Genomic DNA, 17241 nt, shown 5'->3' with positions numbered 1-17241 from the left:
TCCTATTTTGACAGCGGATTGACGCTTGTATTATACTTGTACCGATAGCTTTACGGAGTAGATCTGGGGGATACATCAATGACTGAAAGAGTTAAAGTAGTAACACTTGGCTGCGAGAAAAATCTGGTCGATTCGGAGATTATGTCCGGACTGATCCATGAGCGCGGCTATCATTTAGTGGACCAAGCTGATGATGCAACGGTGATCATTGTTAATACATGCGGGTTTATAGATGCGGCGAAGGAAGAATCGGTCAATACGATTCTGGATATGGCTGAGCTGAAGCAGACCGCGCGGCTTAAAGCGCTTATTGTGTCAGGTTGCTTGACACAGCGCTATAAGAAGCAGCTGATGGAAGAGATGCCGGAGATTGACGGTATTGTCGGAACGGGTGATTTTCACCATATTACGGATATCGTGGACGAAGCGCTGCACGGCAAGAAGCCGGTCAAAGTCGGGAATCCGGCATTTGACTACGATCAGAAGCTGCCAAGGCTTGTCACTACGCCTAGATATACGGCCTATGTCAAGATAGCAGAGGGCTGCGACAATGCTTGCACATTCTGCTCGATTCCGATTATGCGGGGCAAATTCCGCAGCCGGTCGATAGATTCCATCGTGCATGAGGTAGAGCAATTGGCGAGTCAGGGTGTGAAGGAAGTCAGTCTGATCGCACAGGATTCCACGAATTATGGAACGGATTTGTATGACAAATTCATGCTCCCTGAACTGTTGAATCGTGTGAGTGAGGTTGAAGGCATTGCGTGGGTGCGTCTCCATTATGCTTATCCGGGCTTCTTTACTGATGAGCTGATTGACACGATAGCATCGAATCCGAAGGTATGCAATTATATTGACATGCCGCTGCAGCATAGCGAGGATTCCATTCTGAAGAAAATGCGCCGTCCCGGACGTCAGCGGGATACACGCGAGCTGGTGTCCAGAATTCGTTCGCGCATACCGGATGTTGCGCTGCGCACCTCGATCATCGTCGGATTCCCGGGAGAGACGGAGGAGGATTTCGAGCGTCTGTGTGATTTTGTGCGTGAGATGAAATTCGACCGCCTTGGGGTGTTCACTTACTCCAACGAGGAGGATACGCCTGCTGTTCGTCTGCCTGACCAAGTGCCGGATGATGTCAAGGAATGGCGCTCCAATACGCTGATGGAAATTCAGCGAGAGGTGTCCAAGGATAACAACGGCAAATATATTGGCCGCGAGATTGAAGTTCTTGTGGAACGCTATGATGGCCGAAGCGATGTTTATATCGGACGTTCGCCATACGATGCCCCAGAGATTGACGGTGAGGTTTTTATTGCCAACTGTACAGCGGGAATCGGCGAAATTCAGAAGGTGCGGATCACGCACGCTTATGAGTTTGATATGTCCGGGGAGGGGCTAGTGTGAATTTAGCCAATCGAATTACGTTTGTTCGCATTTTTCTAGTGCCGATCATCGTTCTGCTGTTAATTAATGTTGATCTGGGACCGCTTGTGTTCGCGGATTTCAGCATCACCTGGAATCAGATTGTCGCTACCGTCATCTTCATAATAGCAGCCAGCACGGACGGACTTGACGGCTACATCGCAAGGAAAAGAAAGATCGTCACGAATCTTGGCAAGCTGCTGGATCCGCTGGCTGACAAGCTGCTCGTCGCTGCTGTGCTCATATCGCTTGTGCAGATGGATCGAATTGATGCCTGGATCGTCATCGTTATTATAAGCCGTGAGTTCGCGGTGACTGGATTGCGTCAGATTGCCCTTCTGGAAGGCGTCGTGCTTGCGGCGAGCAATTGGGGCAAATGGAAGACGGCTGTGCAAATCACTATGATTATTGCGCTGCTGTTGAACAATTTTCCCTTTGCCTTTCTTGATATTAGATTTGATCTTATTGCAAGCTGGGTGGCCGCTCTTATTACGGTGTACTCGGGCATTGATTATTTCGTTAAGAACAAGGATATTATCCAGATTTCGTAATGATGAATTTGCTGTTGATGGACGAAGCATCATTCCTGTTGGCTCGGGAGTGATGCTTTTCCTGTAAAACGCAGCATTGTTCCCGCATACAATATTCGCAGGAAATGGAGCTGTAATATGCGCGCTGAAATTATCGCTGTCGGAACCGAGCTGCTGCTAGGTCAAACTGTCAATACGAATGCAACGTATCTATCGCAAGGTCTCGCTGATATCGGAGTAGACGTTTACTTTCAGACGGTCGTCGGCGACAATGCCGGACGGATTGTCCAGGCGATCGAGCTGGCACGCTCGCGAGCCGAGCTGATTGTGTTCACCGGCGGACTTGGACCTACGCAGGATGATCTGACCAAGGATGCTCTGGCTGACTATTTGGGCAAGGAAATCGGAATACACGGTCCGTCCATGGACAAGATTGAAGCGCTGTTCTCCTCTCGGGGAATGCACATGGTTGAGAGCAATCGGAGGCAAGCCAACTGCATTCAAGACAGTTTCCCGCTTGTTAATGATGCGGGGCTGGCGGTCGGCAATGCACTGAGCCAGGATGGCACGCATTACGTCCTCCTGCCGGGACCGCCGCGCGAGATGAAGCCCATGTTCAATGGCCCGGCAAAGGAATGGATTCTCTCGATTCTAGGCGAAGAGCGGCGGCTGTACTCCAGAGTGCTCAAATTCGCGGGCATTGGAGAATCGAGTCTGGAGCAGGCGCTGCTTGACCTCATTGAAGGGCAGAGCGACCCTACGATAGCGCCGTATGCCAAGGAAGGCGAGGTTGCTATTCGGATCTCCACAAAGGCGGTGTCCCAGCTGGAGGCAGGGGCTCGGCTTGACGCTGCTGAGGAGGCGATTAAGGAGCGGGTTGGCAAGCATCTCTATGCCAGCGAGGATATTCCGCTGGAGGAAGCCATCGTGCGCAAGCTGCGCGCCACGCGCCGCAAGCTGGCAAGCGCCGAGAGTATTACAGGTGGCCTGTTCGCTGAGCTGGTAACTGATATTCCCGGCAGCAGCGGCGAATTTGTCGGCGGTGTAGTCACCTATACGAATGAGATGAAGCATAAGCTGCTGAGCGTGCCTATGACTCAACTGGAGGGGCCGGATGCGCCTGGCGCCATTAGCGAATCCACCGCAGCGTTGATGGCGGAGCGGGTACGTGAGCTGACGGACTGTGATTACGGCGTTTCGCTTACGGGTGTCGCAGGACCTTCGGAGTCGGAAGGCAAACCGGTAGGGTTGGTTTATTTCGGAATCGCCGAACGAGGCAAGCAGACAGAGGTGCATACAGCTAATTTGAGCGGAAGCCGCGATATTATTCGGCTCAGGGCGGCGAAATCAGCACTGTATCGATTATGGCAAAGACTGGATAATGAGAAATGACTGAAATATGTCTAAATTCAACAATTTTCTTGTCAATTACCGGGATTTCGACTATAATTAATTGTAGTTAACGGAAGAACCGTGGCGAAGAATACTTTGCTGCGGTTCTTTTTTTGTTCCTCATCGGCCGATGGATAGAAATAAGAATATATGTTCGTAAAAAGTCTTGTCAACAGATGCGAAACAAGGTATCATATTATTATAAATGATGAAGGATGTGGATTCGTTGGCAGATCGTCGCGCTGCACTTGAAATGGCATTACGCCAGATAGAGAAACAATTCGGTAAAGGTTCTATTATGAAATTAGGAGAGTCCGCTCAACTGGCAGTTGAAACGGTATCCAGCGGCGCTCTTGCACTTGATATTGCACTTGGCATTGGCGGTTTTCCCAGAGGACGAATTATCGAGGTATATGGACCGGAATCATCCGGTAAGACGACAGTAGCGCTGCACGCGATTGCAGAGGTTCAGCGTATCGGCGGACAAGCTGCATTCATCGATGCGGAGCATGCGCTTGATCCTGCTTATGCCAGCAAGCTTGGCGTCAACATTGACGAGCTGCTGCTCTCTCAGCCTGATACAGGCGAACAAGGGCTTGAGATTGCTGAAGCGCTCGTGCGAAGCGGCGCTGTGGACATCATCGTCATCGATTCCGTTGCCGCGCTTGTCCCTAAAGCTGAGATTGAAGGCGATATGGGCGATTCGCACGTAGGTTTGCAGGCGCGTCTTATGTCTCAGGCGCTTCGCAAGCTCTCCGGCGCAATCAGCAAATCGAAAACAATTACGATATTCATTAACCAGCTGCGCGAGAAGGTTGGCGTTATGTTCGGCAATCCTGAGACGACGCCCGGCGGCCGCGCGTTGAAGTTCTACTCCAGTGTTCGTCTGGATGTTCGCCGTATTGAGACGATCAAGCAGGGCAATGATATGGTCGGCAATCGGACCCGGATTAAGGTCGTCAAGAACAAGGTTGCTCCTCCTTTCAAGCAGGCTGAGATTGATATTATGTATGGCGAAGGGATCTCGAAGGAAGGCAGTATTGTCGATATCGGAGTCGAGATGGATATTGTTCAGAAGAGCGGCGCATGGTTCTCGTACAATGGCGAACGTCTAGGTCAGGGTCGGGAGAACGCGAAGCAATTTTTGAAGGATCATACAGAAATTTCTGCGACAATTGAGAAACAAATTCGCGATGCTTGCAGCATGACTGCTGGTTCAATTGCTCCTGGCACACTGGACGAGGAAGAGGATGAAGAAGAGGATTTCGAGCTGGAATAAGCGAAGCTGCTTCATTCTGATGAAGCGGGCCAGAGGGCACCTGAGAAGGTGCTCTTTCTGTCTGTTACAATGAGGGTCTGACTTCATCGGAGGAGAGATGAGGATGATCTCTGTGGATGAAAGCTGGAAGGGGAGAATCGTCGGATGGAGGAAGATGTGTTGGCTGCAGAGGAAGGGACGCTGCTCATAACGTCTGTGGAAGGTGACCCCAAAGGGCGGCAGCGGTACTTGCTGTATGTCAATGGCAGCACGGAACCGTTCATGTCCATACATGAGGATCTGCTGCTTCGATACAGGCTCTTCAAAGGCAGGGAGATCCATGCAGAGGAGCTAAGGGAAATCAATGAAGAGGACAGCCATCACCGTGCCTATGTGATGGCACTTTCCTATTTGGGAGCCAGACCGCGGACGAATAAAGAGATATCGCGCTACCTCGCTCGCAAGGGCGTGGAGGAGGCGTCTTGTGAGAAGGCGCTGCAGCGGCTGCGGCAGGAGCGGCTGGTTGATGACGATTCCTACGCAGCCCAGTTCGCCGCCGAGCGAATGCGCAATCAGTTGAAGGGGCGCAGGCTGCTGCGGCAGGAGCTGGAGCAGCGAGGCATTGCCAAGGAGACTGCGAAGGAAGCGGCGGAGAGTCTGGACCGCGAGGCAGAGGCTGAGGTTGCGACCCGCGCCGCGCTTAAGAAGTGGCCGCATGTGAAGGGGGAGCCGCGCGACCGCAAACGTAAGCTGATGGCTTTTCTGCTTCGCAGAGGGTTTCCCAGCGATGCGGTGAAACAGGCACTGGAAGCGGCTCTGGAATCGGACAAGCTGGACGCAGAGGGTCCCGCGCTTGACAATTGATTTTCACAAAAGATAAAATGAAGCTGTATACTTTCTTTATAGAATCGATTTTCCTTCCAAAAATTGATTCGAAACGATTTTTTTCGTCAAATTTTAATGAATGAATCGGGTTAACAACCGGCTGTAAAACAAAATATCGTCACAAGCGTTTGCTTTGGTGAATGCAATGAGGAGGTGAGAACATGGGCATAGGGTTCTGGATCCCGATCACTCTCGTTGTTGGCGTTATTTTCTTTGGGATCGGTTACTTTATTCGAAAGTCAATCGCCGAGGCCAAAATTTCCAGCGCTGAGCAAGCCGCTAGTCAGATCGTTGACAATGCACGGAAAGAAGCGGAGGCGCTTAAGAAAGAAACGGTCGTCGAAGCGAAAGACGAAGTCCACAAGGTCCGTACCGAGGCTGATAAAGACATTCGTGAACGTCGTAATGAGGTACAGCGTCTTGAGAGACGACTTCTTCAGAAGGAAGAGTCGTTGGATAAAAAGATAGAAGCGCTTGAACGCAAAGAAGAACAAGTAGCCAACAAAGAGAAGCGGATCGAAGAGACACAAGATCAGATCGATTCACTCTACAAGCAGCAGCTTCAGGAGCTGGAGCGTATTTCGAACCTGACGATGGAGGATGCGAAGCAAATTATTCTCACCAACGTCGAGCAAGAGGTTCGTCATGAAACGGCACAGATGATTAAAGAGATCGAGCAGCAAGCTAAGGAAGAGGCTGACAAAAAAGCGCGTGACATCATCTCGCTGGCCATTCAACGATGTGCAGCGGATCATGTGGCGGAGACAACGGTATCTGTTGTCGCTCTGCCTAATGAGGAGATGAAAGGCCGTATTATTGGACGTGAAGGCCGCAACATTCGCGCTTTGGAAACGTTGACCGGTATCGATCTCATTATCGACGATACACCGGAAGCGGTCATCTTGTCCGGTTTCGATCCTATTCGCCGCGAAATTGCTCGCACATCGCTGGAGAAGCTGGTCGCAGATGGACGTATCCATCCTGCGCGCATCGAAGAGATGGTCGAGAAATCCCGCAAAGAAGTGGACGAAAGAATCCGCGAGTATGGAGAACAGGCAACTTTCGAGGTTGGCGTTCATGGCTTGCACCCAGACCTGATCAAAATTTTGGGCCGCTTGAAATATCGGACAAGTTATGGTCAGAACGTGCTGAAGCATTCCATGGAGGTCGCTTATCTAACCGGTCTAATGGCAGCAGAGCTCGGAGAGGACATTACGCTTGCGAAGCGTTCCGGCTTGCTTCATGATATCGGCAAGGCGCTTGATCATGAGGTTGAAGGCTCCCATGTTGAAATCGGCGTGGAGCTTGCGAAGAAGTACAAGGAACATCCTGTCGTCATCAACAGTATCGCATCCCATCATGGAGATTGCGAAGCGACATCAGTTATTGCGATGCTCGTTGGCGCAGCAGACGCACTGTCCGCAGCGCGTCCGGGAGCACGCAGAGAAACACTCGAGACGTACATCAAACGTCTGGAGAAGCTGGAGGATATCTCGGAATCGTTCGAGGGCGTCGAGAAATCGTATGCCATTCAGGCAGGGCGCGAGGTTCGCGTCATGGTTCAGCCGGACAAAATCGACGATACGGAAGCGTTCCGCCTAGCGCGTGATATTACGAAGAAGATCGAGGGTGAACTCGACTATCCGGGACATATTAAAGTAACGGTTATTCGTGAGACGCGTGCAGTCGAATACGCCAAATAATTAAATCAGCAACAAACCTGTAAAGTGGCTGCTTGTCAGCCACTTTTCTATTCTATTTAGGTGAGGTTATGTTATGAACGTGCTATTCATCGGCGATATTGTAGGCAGCGTAGGCCGCAGCGCCGTCAAGAAGGTATTGCCTTCGTTAATAAGCAAATACAACCCGCATATCGTAATTGCCAATGGCGAGAATGCAGCGGCAGGCAGAGGAATAACGGCAGCGATCGTGAAGGAGCTGTTCGATGCAGGCGTACACGGAATTACGATGGGTAACCATACATGGGACAATCGGGATATTTTTGAATGGATTGACGATCAGCCGAGACTGGTCCGTCCGGCGAATTTCTCCGAGGAGGCGCCTGGTCAAGGAGCAGCTGTCATTAAAGCGAACGGCAAGGAGCTGGCGATTATCAATTTGCAGGGACGAACCTTCCTGCCGCCAATTGACTGTCCATTCCGCAAGGCGGACGAGCTGATTGAGGAGATGCGTGCCAAGACAAAATGCATTCTCGTTGATTTTCATGCGGAAGCTACATCCGAGAAAATCGCAATGGGCTGGCATCTCGATGGCTCCGCTTCCCTCGTTGTAGGGACCCATACGCATGTTCAGACCAATGACGATGTTATTCTGCCGAATGGAACAGCCTATCTGACCGATGTAGGAATGGTGGGCTCCAAGGAGGGCGTGCTGGGAATGGAGCGAACAGCGGTTCTGCATAAGTTCATGACACAGCTGCCGGCAAGATTCGTTGTAGATGAGGGAGACTGGCACTTCCATGCTGTGCTTGTAGATATTGACGAATCGACAGGATCAGCGAAGCGCATTCAGAAAATTCGGCTGACAGAAACCGACTGGCTCATGATGTAAATAATCGCAAGCAAGCTCTGAAAATTCTTGCAATTCGGAACAGTTTGTAAAGTCTTGCCCAAGAAAGAAGGAATTTTCTTGCCTCTCTCGAATACTATCTAAATAGTGGTATCCATCCATCAATCCCGAGGAGGTACTTTACATGGACGTAAATGTATTAAAAGTTTCAGCAAAGTCTAATCCAAATTCCGTTGCAGGGGCGTTGGCCGGTGTATTACGTGAACGCGGTGCGGCCGAATTGCAAGCAATCGGGGCTGGTGCGTTGAACCAAGCGATTAAAGCTGTTGCCATTGCTCGTGGGTTTGTAGCTCCGAGCGGTGTGGACCTCATCTGTATCCCTGCATTCACGGATATTGTTATTGACGGAGAAGATCGCACCGCTATTAAGCTCATTGTGGAGCCAAGATAGTATAACGGGATGGCGGGAGTACTAAATAGTGGACCTGTTTACGGCGTAGACAGGTTTTTTTGCGCGCATTTTGATTCAAGGGGGTTGCTGTATGGCCGACTATAGAACGACTGATTTTCATTGCGATGTGCTTTGGAAGCTGCTGGAGAACCCGCATCTATCGTTCGCAGACGATGAATCGAACACGCTGGATGTTACACTGCCCCGCCTGCGCACCGCAAGGGCACTGCTCCAGACCTTCGCGATCTATATTCCGCAGCGCATGGAGAAGACGATGGTCCCGATTCTGCATAGCATTGACCTCTTTCACCGCAAGATTTTATCGGAACCGGGCATTCGCTTCATCAAGCAGCCCCAAGATATTCGTATCACGCGAGAGAAGGGCGAACTAGGCGCTCTGCTCTCGCTGGAGGGCGCTGACGCCCTCCAGGGGGACCTGGCGCTTCTGCGCATGCTGTTCGAGCTTGGAGTGCGTGCGATAGGCTTGACGTGGAATAACGCCAATTGGGGCGCTGACGGGGTGATGGAGCCTAGAGGGGGAGGTCTGACGAGCAAGGGACGAGCGTTTGTAGAGGAATGCAACAGGCTGGGCATACTACTCGATGTATCCCATCTGTCGGAGCAGTCATTCTGGGACATGCTGGATATGACGAAACGGCCGCTTATTGCATCGCATTCCAATGCCGGGGCGATCTGCCGTCATCCCCGCAATCTGTCAGATGATCAGATACGCGCGCTCATTGCGATGGACGGCTTGATCGGCATTACGTTTGTGCCGGAGTTTGTAATCGCGGACGGCAACGCAGGGGTAGATGATGTTTTGAGACATATTGATCATATATGCGGACTTGGCGGCGAGAAACAGCTGATGTTCGGCTCTGACTTTGACGGTATAAACACGCATGTTGCCGGCCTGACCCATCCTGGAGAAGTATATCATCTCTATGAAAGTCTGCTGAAACGGTATTCGGAAACACAGGTCAACGCTTTTTTTAGCGAGAATACATACCGGTTTTTAACGACTCATCTTCCCCATTAAATGCTTGGAATCATTCCATCTCTTTCTGATATGGATTCAATCGAAAAGAACTATGTGTAATCTAGCGTTTATACCTTGCTTTTTAGTACCCGTAGTCATAAAATTTATTTGACCATTGAAAACTTTTATTTATGATGTAGAATAATGTCGAGATATGTTTACCTAAAAAGAGGAGATGGACATTTTGATCAGTCAATTGTCTTGGAAGATCGGGGGTCAACAAGGGGAAGGCGTAGAAAGTACGGACCGTATTTTCTCAACTGCGCTCAACCGGCTTGGCTATTATTTGTACGGATATCGTCATTTCTCATCCCGTATCAAAGGTGGCCACACGAACAACAAAATTCGAATCAGCACGCATCCGATTCGTGCTATATCCGATGATCTTGATATTTTGGTCGCATTCGACCAGGAGAGCATCGATCTCAACGCTCACGAGCTTCGCGCTGGCGGAGTAATCGTAGCGGACGCTAAATTCAATCCTGTACTGCCTGAAGGCAATAATGCGCGTCTATTCCCGGTTCCGATCACGACGATTGCTGAAGAGCTGGGTACTTCACTTATGAAGAACATGGTAGCATCCGGAGCATCATGGGCGCTATTGGGCTTGCCGCTTGACGTGTTCAACAAGGCGGTAGAAGAAGAGTTCGGCCGCAAGGGCGCGGCGATTGTGGAGAAGAACGTTGAAGCGGTTAAACGCGGCGCGGACTTCGTGCTTGAGCTTGCAGGGGGCCCGATTGAAGAGCTGCAGCTTGATGCTGCTGACGGCAAGCAGAAGCTGTTCATGATCGGCAACGAAGGAATTGGACTCGGTGCGGTAGCGGGCGGCTGTCGTCTTATGTCAGCCTATCCGATTACTCCGGCATCCGAGATTATGGAATATTTGATTAAGAAGCTTCCGCCGCTTGGCGGTACGGTCGTTCAAACAGAGGATGAGATTGCAGCTGTAACGATGGCAATCGGCGCTAACTATGCAGGGGTGCGGACGATGACGGCATCTGCCGGTCCTGGTCTGGCGCTCATGATGGAAGCGATCGGTCTTGCAGGCATGACGGAAACGCCTCTTGTTATCGTCAACACGCAGCGTGGAGGCCCTTCGACAGGCTTGCCAACAAAGCAAGAGCAATCTGACTTGAACGCTATGGTATACGGAACGCATGGCGAGATTCCTAAGATCGTCATTGCGCCGGCATCGATTGAGGACTGCTTCTATGACACGATTGAAGCCTTTAATCTGGCGGAGCAGTATCAAGTGCCAGTTATTATTATGACAGACCTGCAGCTCTCGCTTGGCAAGCAATCCTGTGAAGCGCTTGAGCTGGATAAGATTGCAATTAACCGCGGGAAGCTCGTTCGCGAGCTGCCTGAGCTGGAAACGCATCAGCTGTTCAAACGTTACGAGCTGACTGAGGATGGCGTCTCGCCAAGGGTTATCCCAGGCGACAAAGGCGGCCTTCACCACGTTACAGGCGTAGAGCATGATGAAACCGGCCGTCCTTCCGAGAACTCGCTCAATCGTCTGAAGATGATGGACAAACGTCTGACGAAGCTGAATGGCATGCTGATCCGTGATGCAGTTCGTGCGGATGCACCTCATGCAGCTGCTGATATTCTCATCATCGGCATGGGTTCAACCGGCGGAACAATTGATGAGGCAAGAACGCGTCTTGAGAAGGATGGACTGAAAACGAATCATATTACGATTCGCCAAATTCATCCATTCCCGACCGATCTCGTCAAGTCATACATGGACAGCGCGAAGAAAGTGGTCGTTCTGGAGAACAACGCTACTGCTCAATTGGCATCGCAAGTGAAATTGTATGTGGGCCAAGCAGAGAAAATAAGCAGCGTACTGAAATATGACGGCAACCCGTTCCTGCCTTCCGAAGTTTACAAAGCTTGCAAGGAGTTGAGCTAAGATGGCAACGTTTAAAGAGTTTCGCAACAATGTCAAACCTAACTGGTGCCCAGGCTGCGGAGATTTCTCCGTACAAGCGGCGATTCAACGCGCAGCGGCCAACGTAGGTCTTGAGCCGGAAAATCTTGCTGTCATCTCCGGTATCGGCTGTTCGGGCCGGATTTCCGGTTATATCAATGCATATGGCCTCCATGGTATTCATGGACGCGCATTGCCAATCGCGCAAGGCGTCAAGCTTGCTAACCGCGAGCTGACTGTTATTGCATCCGGTGGCGATGGCGACGGCTTTGCAATCGGCATGGGACATACTGTTCATGCCATTCGTCGTAACCTCGACGTTACGTATATCGTCATGGACAACCAAATTTACGGCTTGACGAAAGGCCAAACATCGCCGCGCAGCGCAGAGGGCTTCAAGACGAAATCGACGCCGGAAGGCTCCATTGAGACGACGCTGTCGCCGCTCGAAATTGCGATGTCCGCTGGAGCAACCTTTGTCGCACAGTCCTTCTCAACGGATCTGAAGCAGCTGACCTTGCTGATTGAAGAAGGATTGAAGCATAAAGGCTTCTCGCTTATCAACGTATTCAGCCCGTGCGTTACATTCAATAAAGTGAATACGTACGACTGGTTCAAGGAGAACATCGTTAATCTGGAGCAATTCCCTGACTACGATCCAACGAACCGGATTGCGGCAATGAACAAGATCATGGAAACGAACGGTATGCTGACAGGTCTTATCTACCAGAACAAAGAACGCAAATCGTACGAGGATCTCGTTGTTGGCTTCCAGGAAACTGGCCTTGCCAATCAAGATCTGTCGTTGTCTCCTGACCACTTCAACAAGCTGGTCGCCGAGTTTAAATAATTTTTGTCGAGAATATGAAGGCATACAGTCCTTGGACTGTATGCCTTTTGACACATTCGTATAGATGACCCAACCGAGAGGATGATAAGAGGATGAAAGCCGTACCTGTAGGGGTTTCTGCACGACATATTCATTTATCAGAGGAGCATGTGGAACTATTGTTCGGCAAGGGCTCGTCCTTGACGGAGATGAAGCCGTTGTCGCAGCCGGGACAATATGCAGCGAATGAGACGGTCGAGGTTATTGGTCCGAAGGGTGGATTCCCTAAGGTCCGAATATTGGGGCCAACACGCAAGCGCACACAGCTTGAGGTGTCACGGACAGATGCATTCGCGCTTGGCATTAAACCCCCGGTAAGAGAATCAGGGGATATTGCGGGTTCAGCTGGCATCACGATTAAAGGCCCGGCAGGCGAAGTAACGATTGAGGAAGGGGTCATTGTGGCCGCACGGCATATCCATTTCCATACAAGCGATGCCGAGCGTTGGGGAATCGTGGACAAGCAGCGGCTGTCTGTCCGGCTTCATGGGGAGCGGGGCGTAGTTTTGGAGAATGTCATTGCTCGCGTATCCCAGGATTTTGCGCTGGATATGCATATTGATACAGATGAAGCGAACGCCGCTGGCGCTGCAACAGGAGATACGGCCGAAATTATCGGTTAATAATCGGCAGGCTTGGTTTACACGAACGAAGAGATGCAGATGTGGTCAACCGACCGCCATCATGCTGCGAAACACCGCACGCCGGGAGCTGCGTGCGGTGCAAGCTGCAGTTCTGCATCTCTTCTTTTTGCTGCATTCTTTTGGTATAATAATGCGAATATCTTATATATTGGCACAACGACCAGTTGAGGGGGGCGGGGAAGATGAAGAAGGGGAGCATTCGATTTATGCTGGTTTGGGTACTGCTGGCGTTAGCGGCTGCAGGATGTACGCAGGGAGATGAAGCAGGCGCTAAGAAGACAGTGGCTGCCGAGAGTGAGAGCGTGGAGCCCGTAGCAGATGAGATTTCTTTCCGGAATTGGCGGGAGGCGCTGCCTGCAGTCAAGAAGCATACAATTATCGGCAATGTGTCAATCGCAGAATTTCCGATGAAGTCCTTTGACGCGCTGCGCAAAGTATGGCTCTATTTGCCCCCGAATTATGATTCAAGCGATACTGAATTTCCAGTCCTGTACATGCACGATGCACAGAACCTGTTCAATGACAGCACCTCCTTCATGGGGGAATGGGGCATTGATGAGACGATGGAGCAGCTTTATACGAAAAATCCGGCATTGGGCATGATCGTCGTAGCAATCGAGAATGGCGGCGATAATCGTTATCTGGAATATACCCCTTCGAATTATGGGGCAAAGTACGTTGATTTCTTAGTCAATGAGCTGAAGCCTTACATCGACAACCATTACAGAACCAAATCAGATCCTCGACATACGTATATTTCCGGCAGCTCTCTGGGCGGATACATATCTGTCTACGCCGGACTGAAAAATCCGGATGTGTTCGGCAATGTAATAGCCTTTTCCTCTGTTTTTGAGATCGGGAGGAATAGCTTTTTCGAATATGTTCGGGGCTTGTCGGCCGCTAATTATAAGGACTCGCGATTCTACCTGGACATCGGGGAGATGGAAGAGGAGCAGTTTATAAATGTCGTTCAGGATAATGAAACGATGTTCCAATATTTAACCGATAAAGATATTCCAGCGGACAGGCGGAAGCTGGTCATTGATCCAGATGGCGTGCACAATGAATTAGATTGGAGAGAGCGCTTTCCTGCTGCGTTGGAGTGGATACTGAAAGCAGACTGAATTGGAATATGATGTCGCATAGCTCCTCCTTGCAAAGGGGAACTACAGATTAATGAGGAGGATAACTATGAATCTATCACCAAGCATTATAAATACTGCCGAAAGCAACAATTTTTCGGGTACGGTACTTGTAAAAAGGGAGAATGAAACCATTGCGGAAATGAGCTTTGGGTATGCTAATCGCTCGGATCAATTGAAAAATAATACACAGACTCGTTTCGGCATTGCCTCCGGCTGCAAAATTTTTACGTCCATTGCAATTTGCCAACTTGTTGAGCAGGGGAAATTATCTTTTGATACAAAGTTGAGCCAATGTCTTGAGGTGCATTTCCCGAATTTTGATAATGAAGTAACGATTCATCACTTATTAACCCATACATCAGGAATACCGGATTACTTTGATGAGGAAGTTATGGATGACTTTGAGCAGCTGTGGATTGATAATCCTATGTATCGAATAAGGAATTTAAAAGAATTTCTGCCATTATTCAAAGACCAAGCTATGAAATTTAGGACAGGTGAAAGATTTCATTATAATAATGCAGGCTACATTCTCCTTGGCTTGATCGTTGAGCAGACCAGCCAACAAAGATTTGATGAATATGTTCAAGAACATATTTTTGACTGGGCAGGAATGAACGGGTCCGGGTATTTTGAATTTGATGCTTATCCCCAAAATACGGCGCTTGGTTATATTGAACAAAATAATGGAAACTGGAAAACAAACATCTATTCCTTACCCGTAAAAGGAGGGTCGGATGGAGGCGCTTTTGTAACAGTTAACGATATGGACAAGCTGTGGGAAGCGTTAATGAACAACCATCTCCTCAGCAAATTTTATACCGAGCAGCTGCTAACCTCTCACGTTCATATTGAGAATGTGGATTATTATGGCTATGGCGTTTGGATTAAGCAGAATGCAGGGGGCAATGTTGTAAAATATCATGTTTTAGGGTACGATCCGGGGGTTAATTTTCATTCCGGATTTTATCCCGATAAAAGAATGAAGGTCGTCGTATGCTCGAATAAATCCTCAGGAGCATTTGACTTGCTTCACGCGATTGAGGATGAAATGAAAAACTTAAAAGATTAAACGAGAGCAATGATGGATTCAAAATCAATCAGAATGGATATTCAAGTGTCATTTGCAATGCCGAGCCGAACTACAAGGAAGGAAGATATGATTTTGTCATTCCAGAGGAAATGAGAGTCTTTGGGAAGGGCAAATAATTTATATACGTACGGCTGCCCATATGTCGCTGTTGCATGATAAATTATTTGCCAGCTATATTATGCGCATAAAATAATATGTGTAGGAAAGTATTGCATGTTATCGAAGGGTCTGTCCGAAAAGTAATCATTAAACGACTTTCAGTAAAGGACAATACTAGTCGACAATAAGAAGAGGAGGACTAGATGACGGCGGAAGAATATGTGCATTCAATTGTTCGAAAATATCAGCAGCAGACAGGAACCAATTCCCCTGCCCATAAGACAGCAAACCTATTATTCAATTCGATTAAAAATTGGGCTGGAGATTTTCTGAATGAGGTTCATTTTTCTGGCTCTTATGCGAAGGGGACTGGTGTGAAAGGGAGTGCAGATTTAGACCTGTTCATCTCTTTGAAATCAGATACACCATATACTTTGCAATATATTTTCGACTCACTCTTTGACAATTATAAAGATGTAGTCCCTTCTCGCAGGCAAAATGTATCGATAGGAATTAAATATAATGGTCTTGACATTGACCTTGTTCCAGGAAAGAAACAAAAGGGAAGCACTAATTTCCATAGCCTTTATAAGAGCAAAACTGGTACTTGGACTCAAACAAACGTGAAAAATCACATAAAAATAGTGAGTGAATCAGGAAGATGTGATGAAATTAGGATCATGAAGATATGGAGACATATTAATAATCTTGATTTTCCTTCAATATTCCTTGAACTCTCTGTTCTTGAAGCATTAAAACATTCAAATAAGAACCAAAGCGCCACAAATATATGGAAGGTGTTTCATTATTTAAAAAATGATTTTTTGGAAAAGCGTATAGTAGATCCTTCAAACACGAACAACATAATCTCTGACGACTTAAACAAGCAAGAGAAAAGAAAAATTGTTCAGCTTGCTGAACAAGTGCTAACGAAAAAATACTGGAGCGATATAATTTGGTAGGTGACGAGAATGAATAAGCCTGATTTAAGGACAATATTTTATGAACTGCAAAATCAAATGGTTTCTCAATTAGCAGCTAATCGAAGTATATTAACACATCCAACTACCAAAGGTGATTCCTTTGAAATCAATTGGATAAAATGGCTAAAATTATATCTACCGAACAGATACCAAGTAGATAGAGCGTTTCTTATTGATTCACAAAATAACATTAGTGACCAAATTGATATAGTTATTTATGATCAGCAATATACCCCATTTGTCTTTAACCAAGATGGCGCTGTATATATCCCTGCCGAAAGTGTCTATGCAATATTTGAAGTGAAACCAGAATTGAATAAACAATACATCGAGTACGCAGGACAGAAAACAAAAAGTGTTCGGAGGCTAATTAGAACTTCTGCTCCAATACATCATGCTGGGGGTGTACTTCCCCCTAAAGCGCATTCAAAAATTATCTCTGGAATACTGTGCTTAGAAAGTTCCTGGAATCCCCCATTAGGCGATAGCTTTGAAAATGTGATGAAATCGTTAGATGCTGAAGAACAACTTGATTTTGGGTGTGCATTAAAATCTGGTTCATTTCGAGCAATCTATGGAGATACACTGCAATTTGAAAAGAGTTCACAACAGGAAACGTTAATATTCTTCTTTTTAAAACTTTTAATTGACTTGCAAAAGCTTGGGACTATACCTGCCCTTGCAATTTCAGAATATGCGAAAGCGCTGGATTCGATATAGCTTGGGTAATAAAATTTACTCATATTTACTAATTACAAAAACAAACTTCATTAAAAGATGTAGCAGACAATTAAAGCAACAAACAGAATAATCATTTTCTGCTGATAATGCAACGCTCTGGACGAAAATAGATTGTCATCGAAACAGGTTTCGTCATAAGATTACTCATTCATCTTTGATGCCGAATGCCAAAGACACAGAAGATGCAATAATTGATTTTGAA

At 48.1% G+C, this 17241-nt stretch carries 16 protein-coding genes; all 16 read left to right on the top strand.

Annotated features, from left to right (window positions below; translation table 11 throughout):
* Nucleotides 1–78 precede the first annotated feature (78 nt).
* The 16 genes from rimO (at nucleotide 79) to L6H65_RS04505 (ending at nucleotide 17018) form a co-directional block, all read left to right on the top strand.
* Nucleotides 79–1407 (top strand): 30S ribosomal protein S12 methylthiotransferase RimO, encoded by a 1329-nt coding sequence (gene rimO / locus L6H65_RS04580; protein WP_236339277.1) that lies wholly within the window; start codon nucleotides 79–81, stop codon nucleotides 1405–1407.
* Entirely contained in the window at nucleotides 1404–1976 is a 573-nt protein-coding gene (gene pgsA, locus L6H65_RS04575; protein WP_236339275.1) for a CDP-diacylglycerol--glycerol-3-phosphate 3-phosphatidyltransferase, read from the top strand. Before rimO ends, pgsA begins: the two co-directional genes overlap by 4 nt.
* A 117-nt stretch (nucleotides 1977–2093) precedes the next feature.
* Nucleotides 2094–3347, top strand: coding sequence for a competence/damage-inducible protein A (locus L6H65_RS04570; RefSeq protein ID WP_236339273.1), 1254 nt, complete (start codon nucleotides 2094–2096; stop codon nucleotides 3345–3347).
* Between the two features lie 226 nt (nucleotides 3348–3573).
* Nucleotides 3574–4626: a recombinase RecA gene (recA, locus tag L6H65_RS04565; protein WP_290370306.1), complete on the top strand. Its 1053-nt coding sequence runs from the start codon at nucleotides 3574–3576 to the stop codon at nucleotides 4624–4626.
* Between the two features lie 144 nt (nucleotides 4627–4770).
* The gene (locus L6H65_RS04560; protein WP_236339271.1) at nucleotides 4771–5469 is read left to right on the top strand and encodes a RecX family transcriptional regulator; all 699 of its coding nucleotides are present in this window, start codon (nucleotides 4771–4773) and stop codon (nucleotides 5467–5469) included.
* Between the two features lie 182 nt (nucleotides 5470–5651).
* Nucleotides 5652–7193 (top strand): ribonuclease Y, encoded by a 1542-nt coding sequence (rny, locus tag L6H65_RS04555; RefSeq protein WP_236339269.1) that lies wholly within the window; start codon nucleotides 5652–5654, stop codon nucleotides 7191–7193.
* A gap of 73 nt (nucleotides 7194–7266) precedes the next feature.
* Nucleotides 7267–8061, top strand: a complete 795-nt coding sequence (locus L6H65_RS04550; RefSeq protein WP_236339267.1) for a TIGR00282 family metallophosphoesterase — start codon at nucleotides 7267–7269, stop codon at nucleotides 8059–8061.
* 142 nt (nucleotides 8062–8203) lie between these two features.
* Entirely contained in the window at nucleotides 8204–8470 is a 267-nt protein-coding gene (locus L6H65_RS04545; protein ID WP_219870467.1) for a stage V sporulation protein S, read from the top strand.
* A gap of 91 nt (nucleotides 8471–8561) precedes the next feature.
* Nucleotides 8562–9509, top strand: coding sequence for a dipeptidase (locus tag L6H65_RS04540; protein WP_236339264.1), 948 nt, complete (start codon nucleotides 8562–8564; stop codon nucleotides 9507–9509).
* Nucleotides 9510–9693: 184 nt separating this feature from the next.
* The gene (locus tag L6H65_RS04535) at nucleotides 9694–11427 is read left to right on the top strand and encodes a 2-oxoacid:acceptor oxidoreductase subunit alpha (RefSeq protein WP_236339262.1); all 1734 of its coding nucleotides are present in this window, start codon (nucleotides 9694–9696) and stop codon (nucleotides 11425–11427) included.
* A gap of 1 nt (nucleotide 11428) precedes the next feature.
* Nucleotides 11429–12295, top strand: coding sequence for a 2-oxoacid:ferredoxin oxidoreductase subunit beta (locus L6H65_RS04530; protein WP_236339260.1), 867 nt, complete (start codon nucleotides 11429–11431; stop codon nucleotides 12293–12295).
* 92 nt (nucleotides 12296–12387) lie between these two features.
* Complete coding sequence (locus L6H65_RS04525) at nucleotides 12388–12957, top strand: phosphate propanoyltransferase (protein ID WP_236339259.1); 570 nt, start codon at nucleotides 12388–12390, stop codon at nucleotides 12955–12957.
* A 203-nt stretch (nucleotides 12958–13160) separates the two neighbouring features.
* Complete coding sequence (locus L6H65_RS04520) at nucleotides 13161–14102, top strand: alpha/beta hydrolase (protein ID WP_236339258.1); 942 nt, start codon at nucleotides 13161–13163, stop codon at nucleotides 14100–14102.
* Between the two features lie 61 nt (nucleotides 14103–14163).
* Nucleotides 14164–15195, top strand: coding sequence for a serine hydrolase domain-containing protein (locus L6H65_RS04515; RefSeq protein ID WP_371877664.1), 1032 nt, complete (start codon nucleotides 14164–14166; stop codon nucleotides 15193–15195).
* A gap of 323 nt (nucleotides 15196–15518) precedes the next feature.
* Nucleotides 15519–16277 carry a nucleotidyltransferase domain-containing protein gene (locus tag L6H65_RS04510; protein WP_236339256.1) on the top strand — a complete coding sequence of 253 codons (759 nt, stop codon included), beginning with the start codon at nucleotides 15519–15521 and terminating at the stop codon, nucleotides 16275–16277.
* Nucleotides 16278–16286: 9 nt separating this feature from the next.
* Nucleotides 16287–17018: a DUF6602 domain-containing protein gene (locus L6H65_RS04505; RefSeq protein ID WP_236339255.1), complete on the top strand. Its 732-nt coding sequence runs from the start codon at nucleotides 16287–16289 to the stop codon at nucleotides 17016–17018.
* Nucleotides 17019–17241 lie beyond the last annotated feature (223 nt).

Origin of the sequence: Paenibacillus plantiphilus (assembly GCF_927798095.1) — a bacterium.
Classification (GTDB): Bacteria; Bacillota; Bacilli; order Paenibacillales; family Paenibacillaceae; genus Paenibacillus_Z; species Paenibacillus_Z plantiphilus.
The sequence above is the reverse complement of the archived record's forward strand: the minus strand, read 5'-3'. Positions and strand labels throughout refer to the sequence as shown.

Bases quoted from the DNA above. Each gene is read 5' to 3' on its own strand.
- rimO (WP_236339277.1), top strand. From the start codon at position 79: ATGACTGAAAGAGTTAAAGTAGTAACACTTGGCTGCGAGAAAAATCTG.
- L6H65_RS04570 (WP_236339273.1), top strand. From the start codon at position 2,094: ATGCGCGCTGAAATTATCGCTGTCGGAACCGAGCTGCTGCTAGGTCAA.
- L6H65_RS04560 (WP_236339271.1), top strand. From the start codon at position 4,771: ATGGAGGAAGATGTGTTGGCTGCAGAGGAAGGGACGCTGCTCATAACG.
- rny (WP_236339269.1), top strand. From the start codon at position 5,652: ATGGGCATAGGGTTCTGGATCCCGATCACTCTCGTTGTTGGCGTTATT.
- L6H65_RS04550 (WP_236339267.1), top strand. From the start codon at position 7,267: ATGAACGTGCTATTCATCGGCGATATTGTAGGCAGCGTAGGCCGCAGC.
- L6H65_RS04545 (WP_219870467.1), top strand. From the start codon at position 8,204: ATGGACGTAAATGTATTAAAAGTTTCAGCAAAGTCTAATCCAAATTCC.
- L6H65_RS04540 (WP_236339264.1), top strand. From the start codon at position 8,562: ATGGCCGACTATAGAACGACTGATTTTCATTGCGATGTGCTTTGGAAG.
- L6H65_RS04530 (WP_236339260.1), top strand. From the start codon at position 11,429: ATGGCAACGTTTAAAGAGTTTCGCAACAATGTCAAACCTAACTGGTGC.
- L6H65_RS04525 (WP_236339259.1), top strand. From the start codon at position 12,388: ATGAAAGCCGTACCTGTAGGGGTTTCTGCACGACATATTCATTTATCA.
- L6H65_RS04520 (WP_236339258.1), top strand. From the start codon at position 13,161: ATGAAGAAGGGGAGCATTCGATTTATGCTGGTTTGGGTACTGCTGGCG.
- L6H65_RS04510 (WP_236339256.1), top strand. From the start codon at position 15,519: ATGACGGCGGAAGAATATGTGCATTCAATTGTTCGAAAATATCAGCAG.
- L6H65_RS04505 (WP_236339255.1), top strand. From the start codon at position 16,287: ATGAATAAGCCTGATTTAAGGACAATATTTTATGAACTGCAAAATCAA.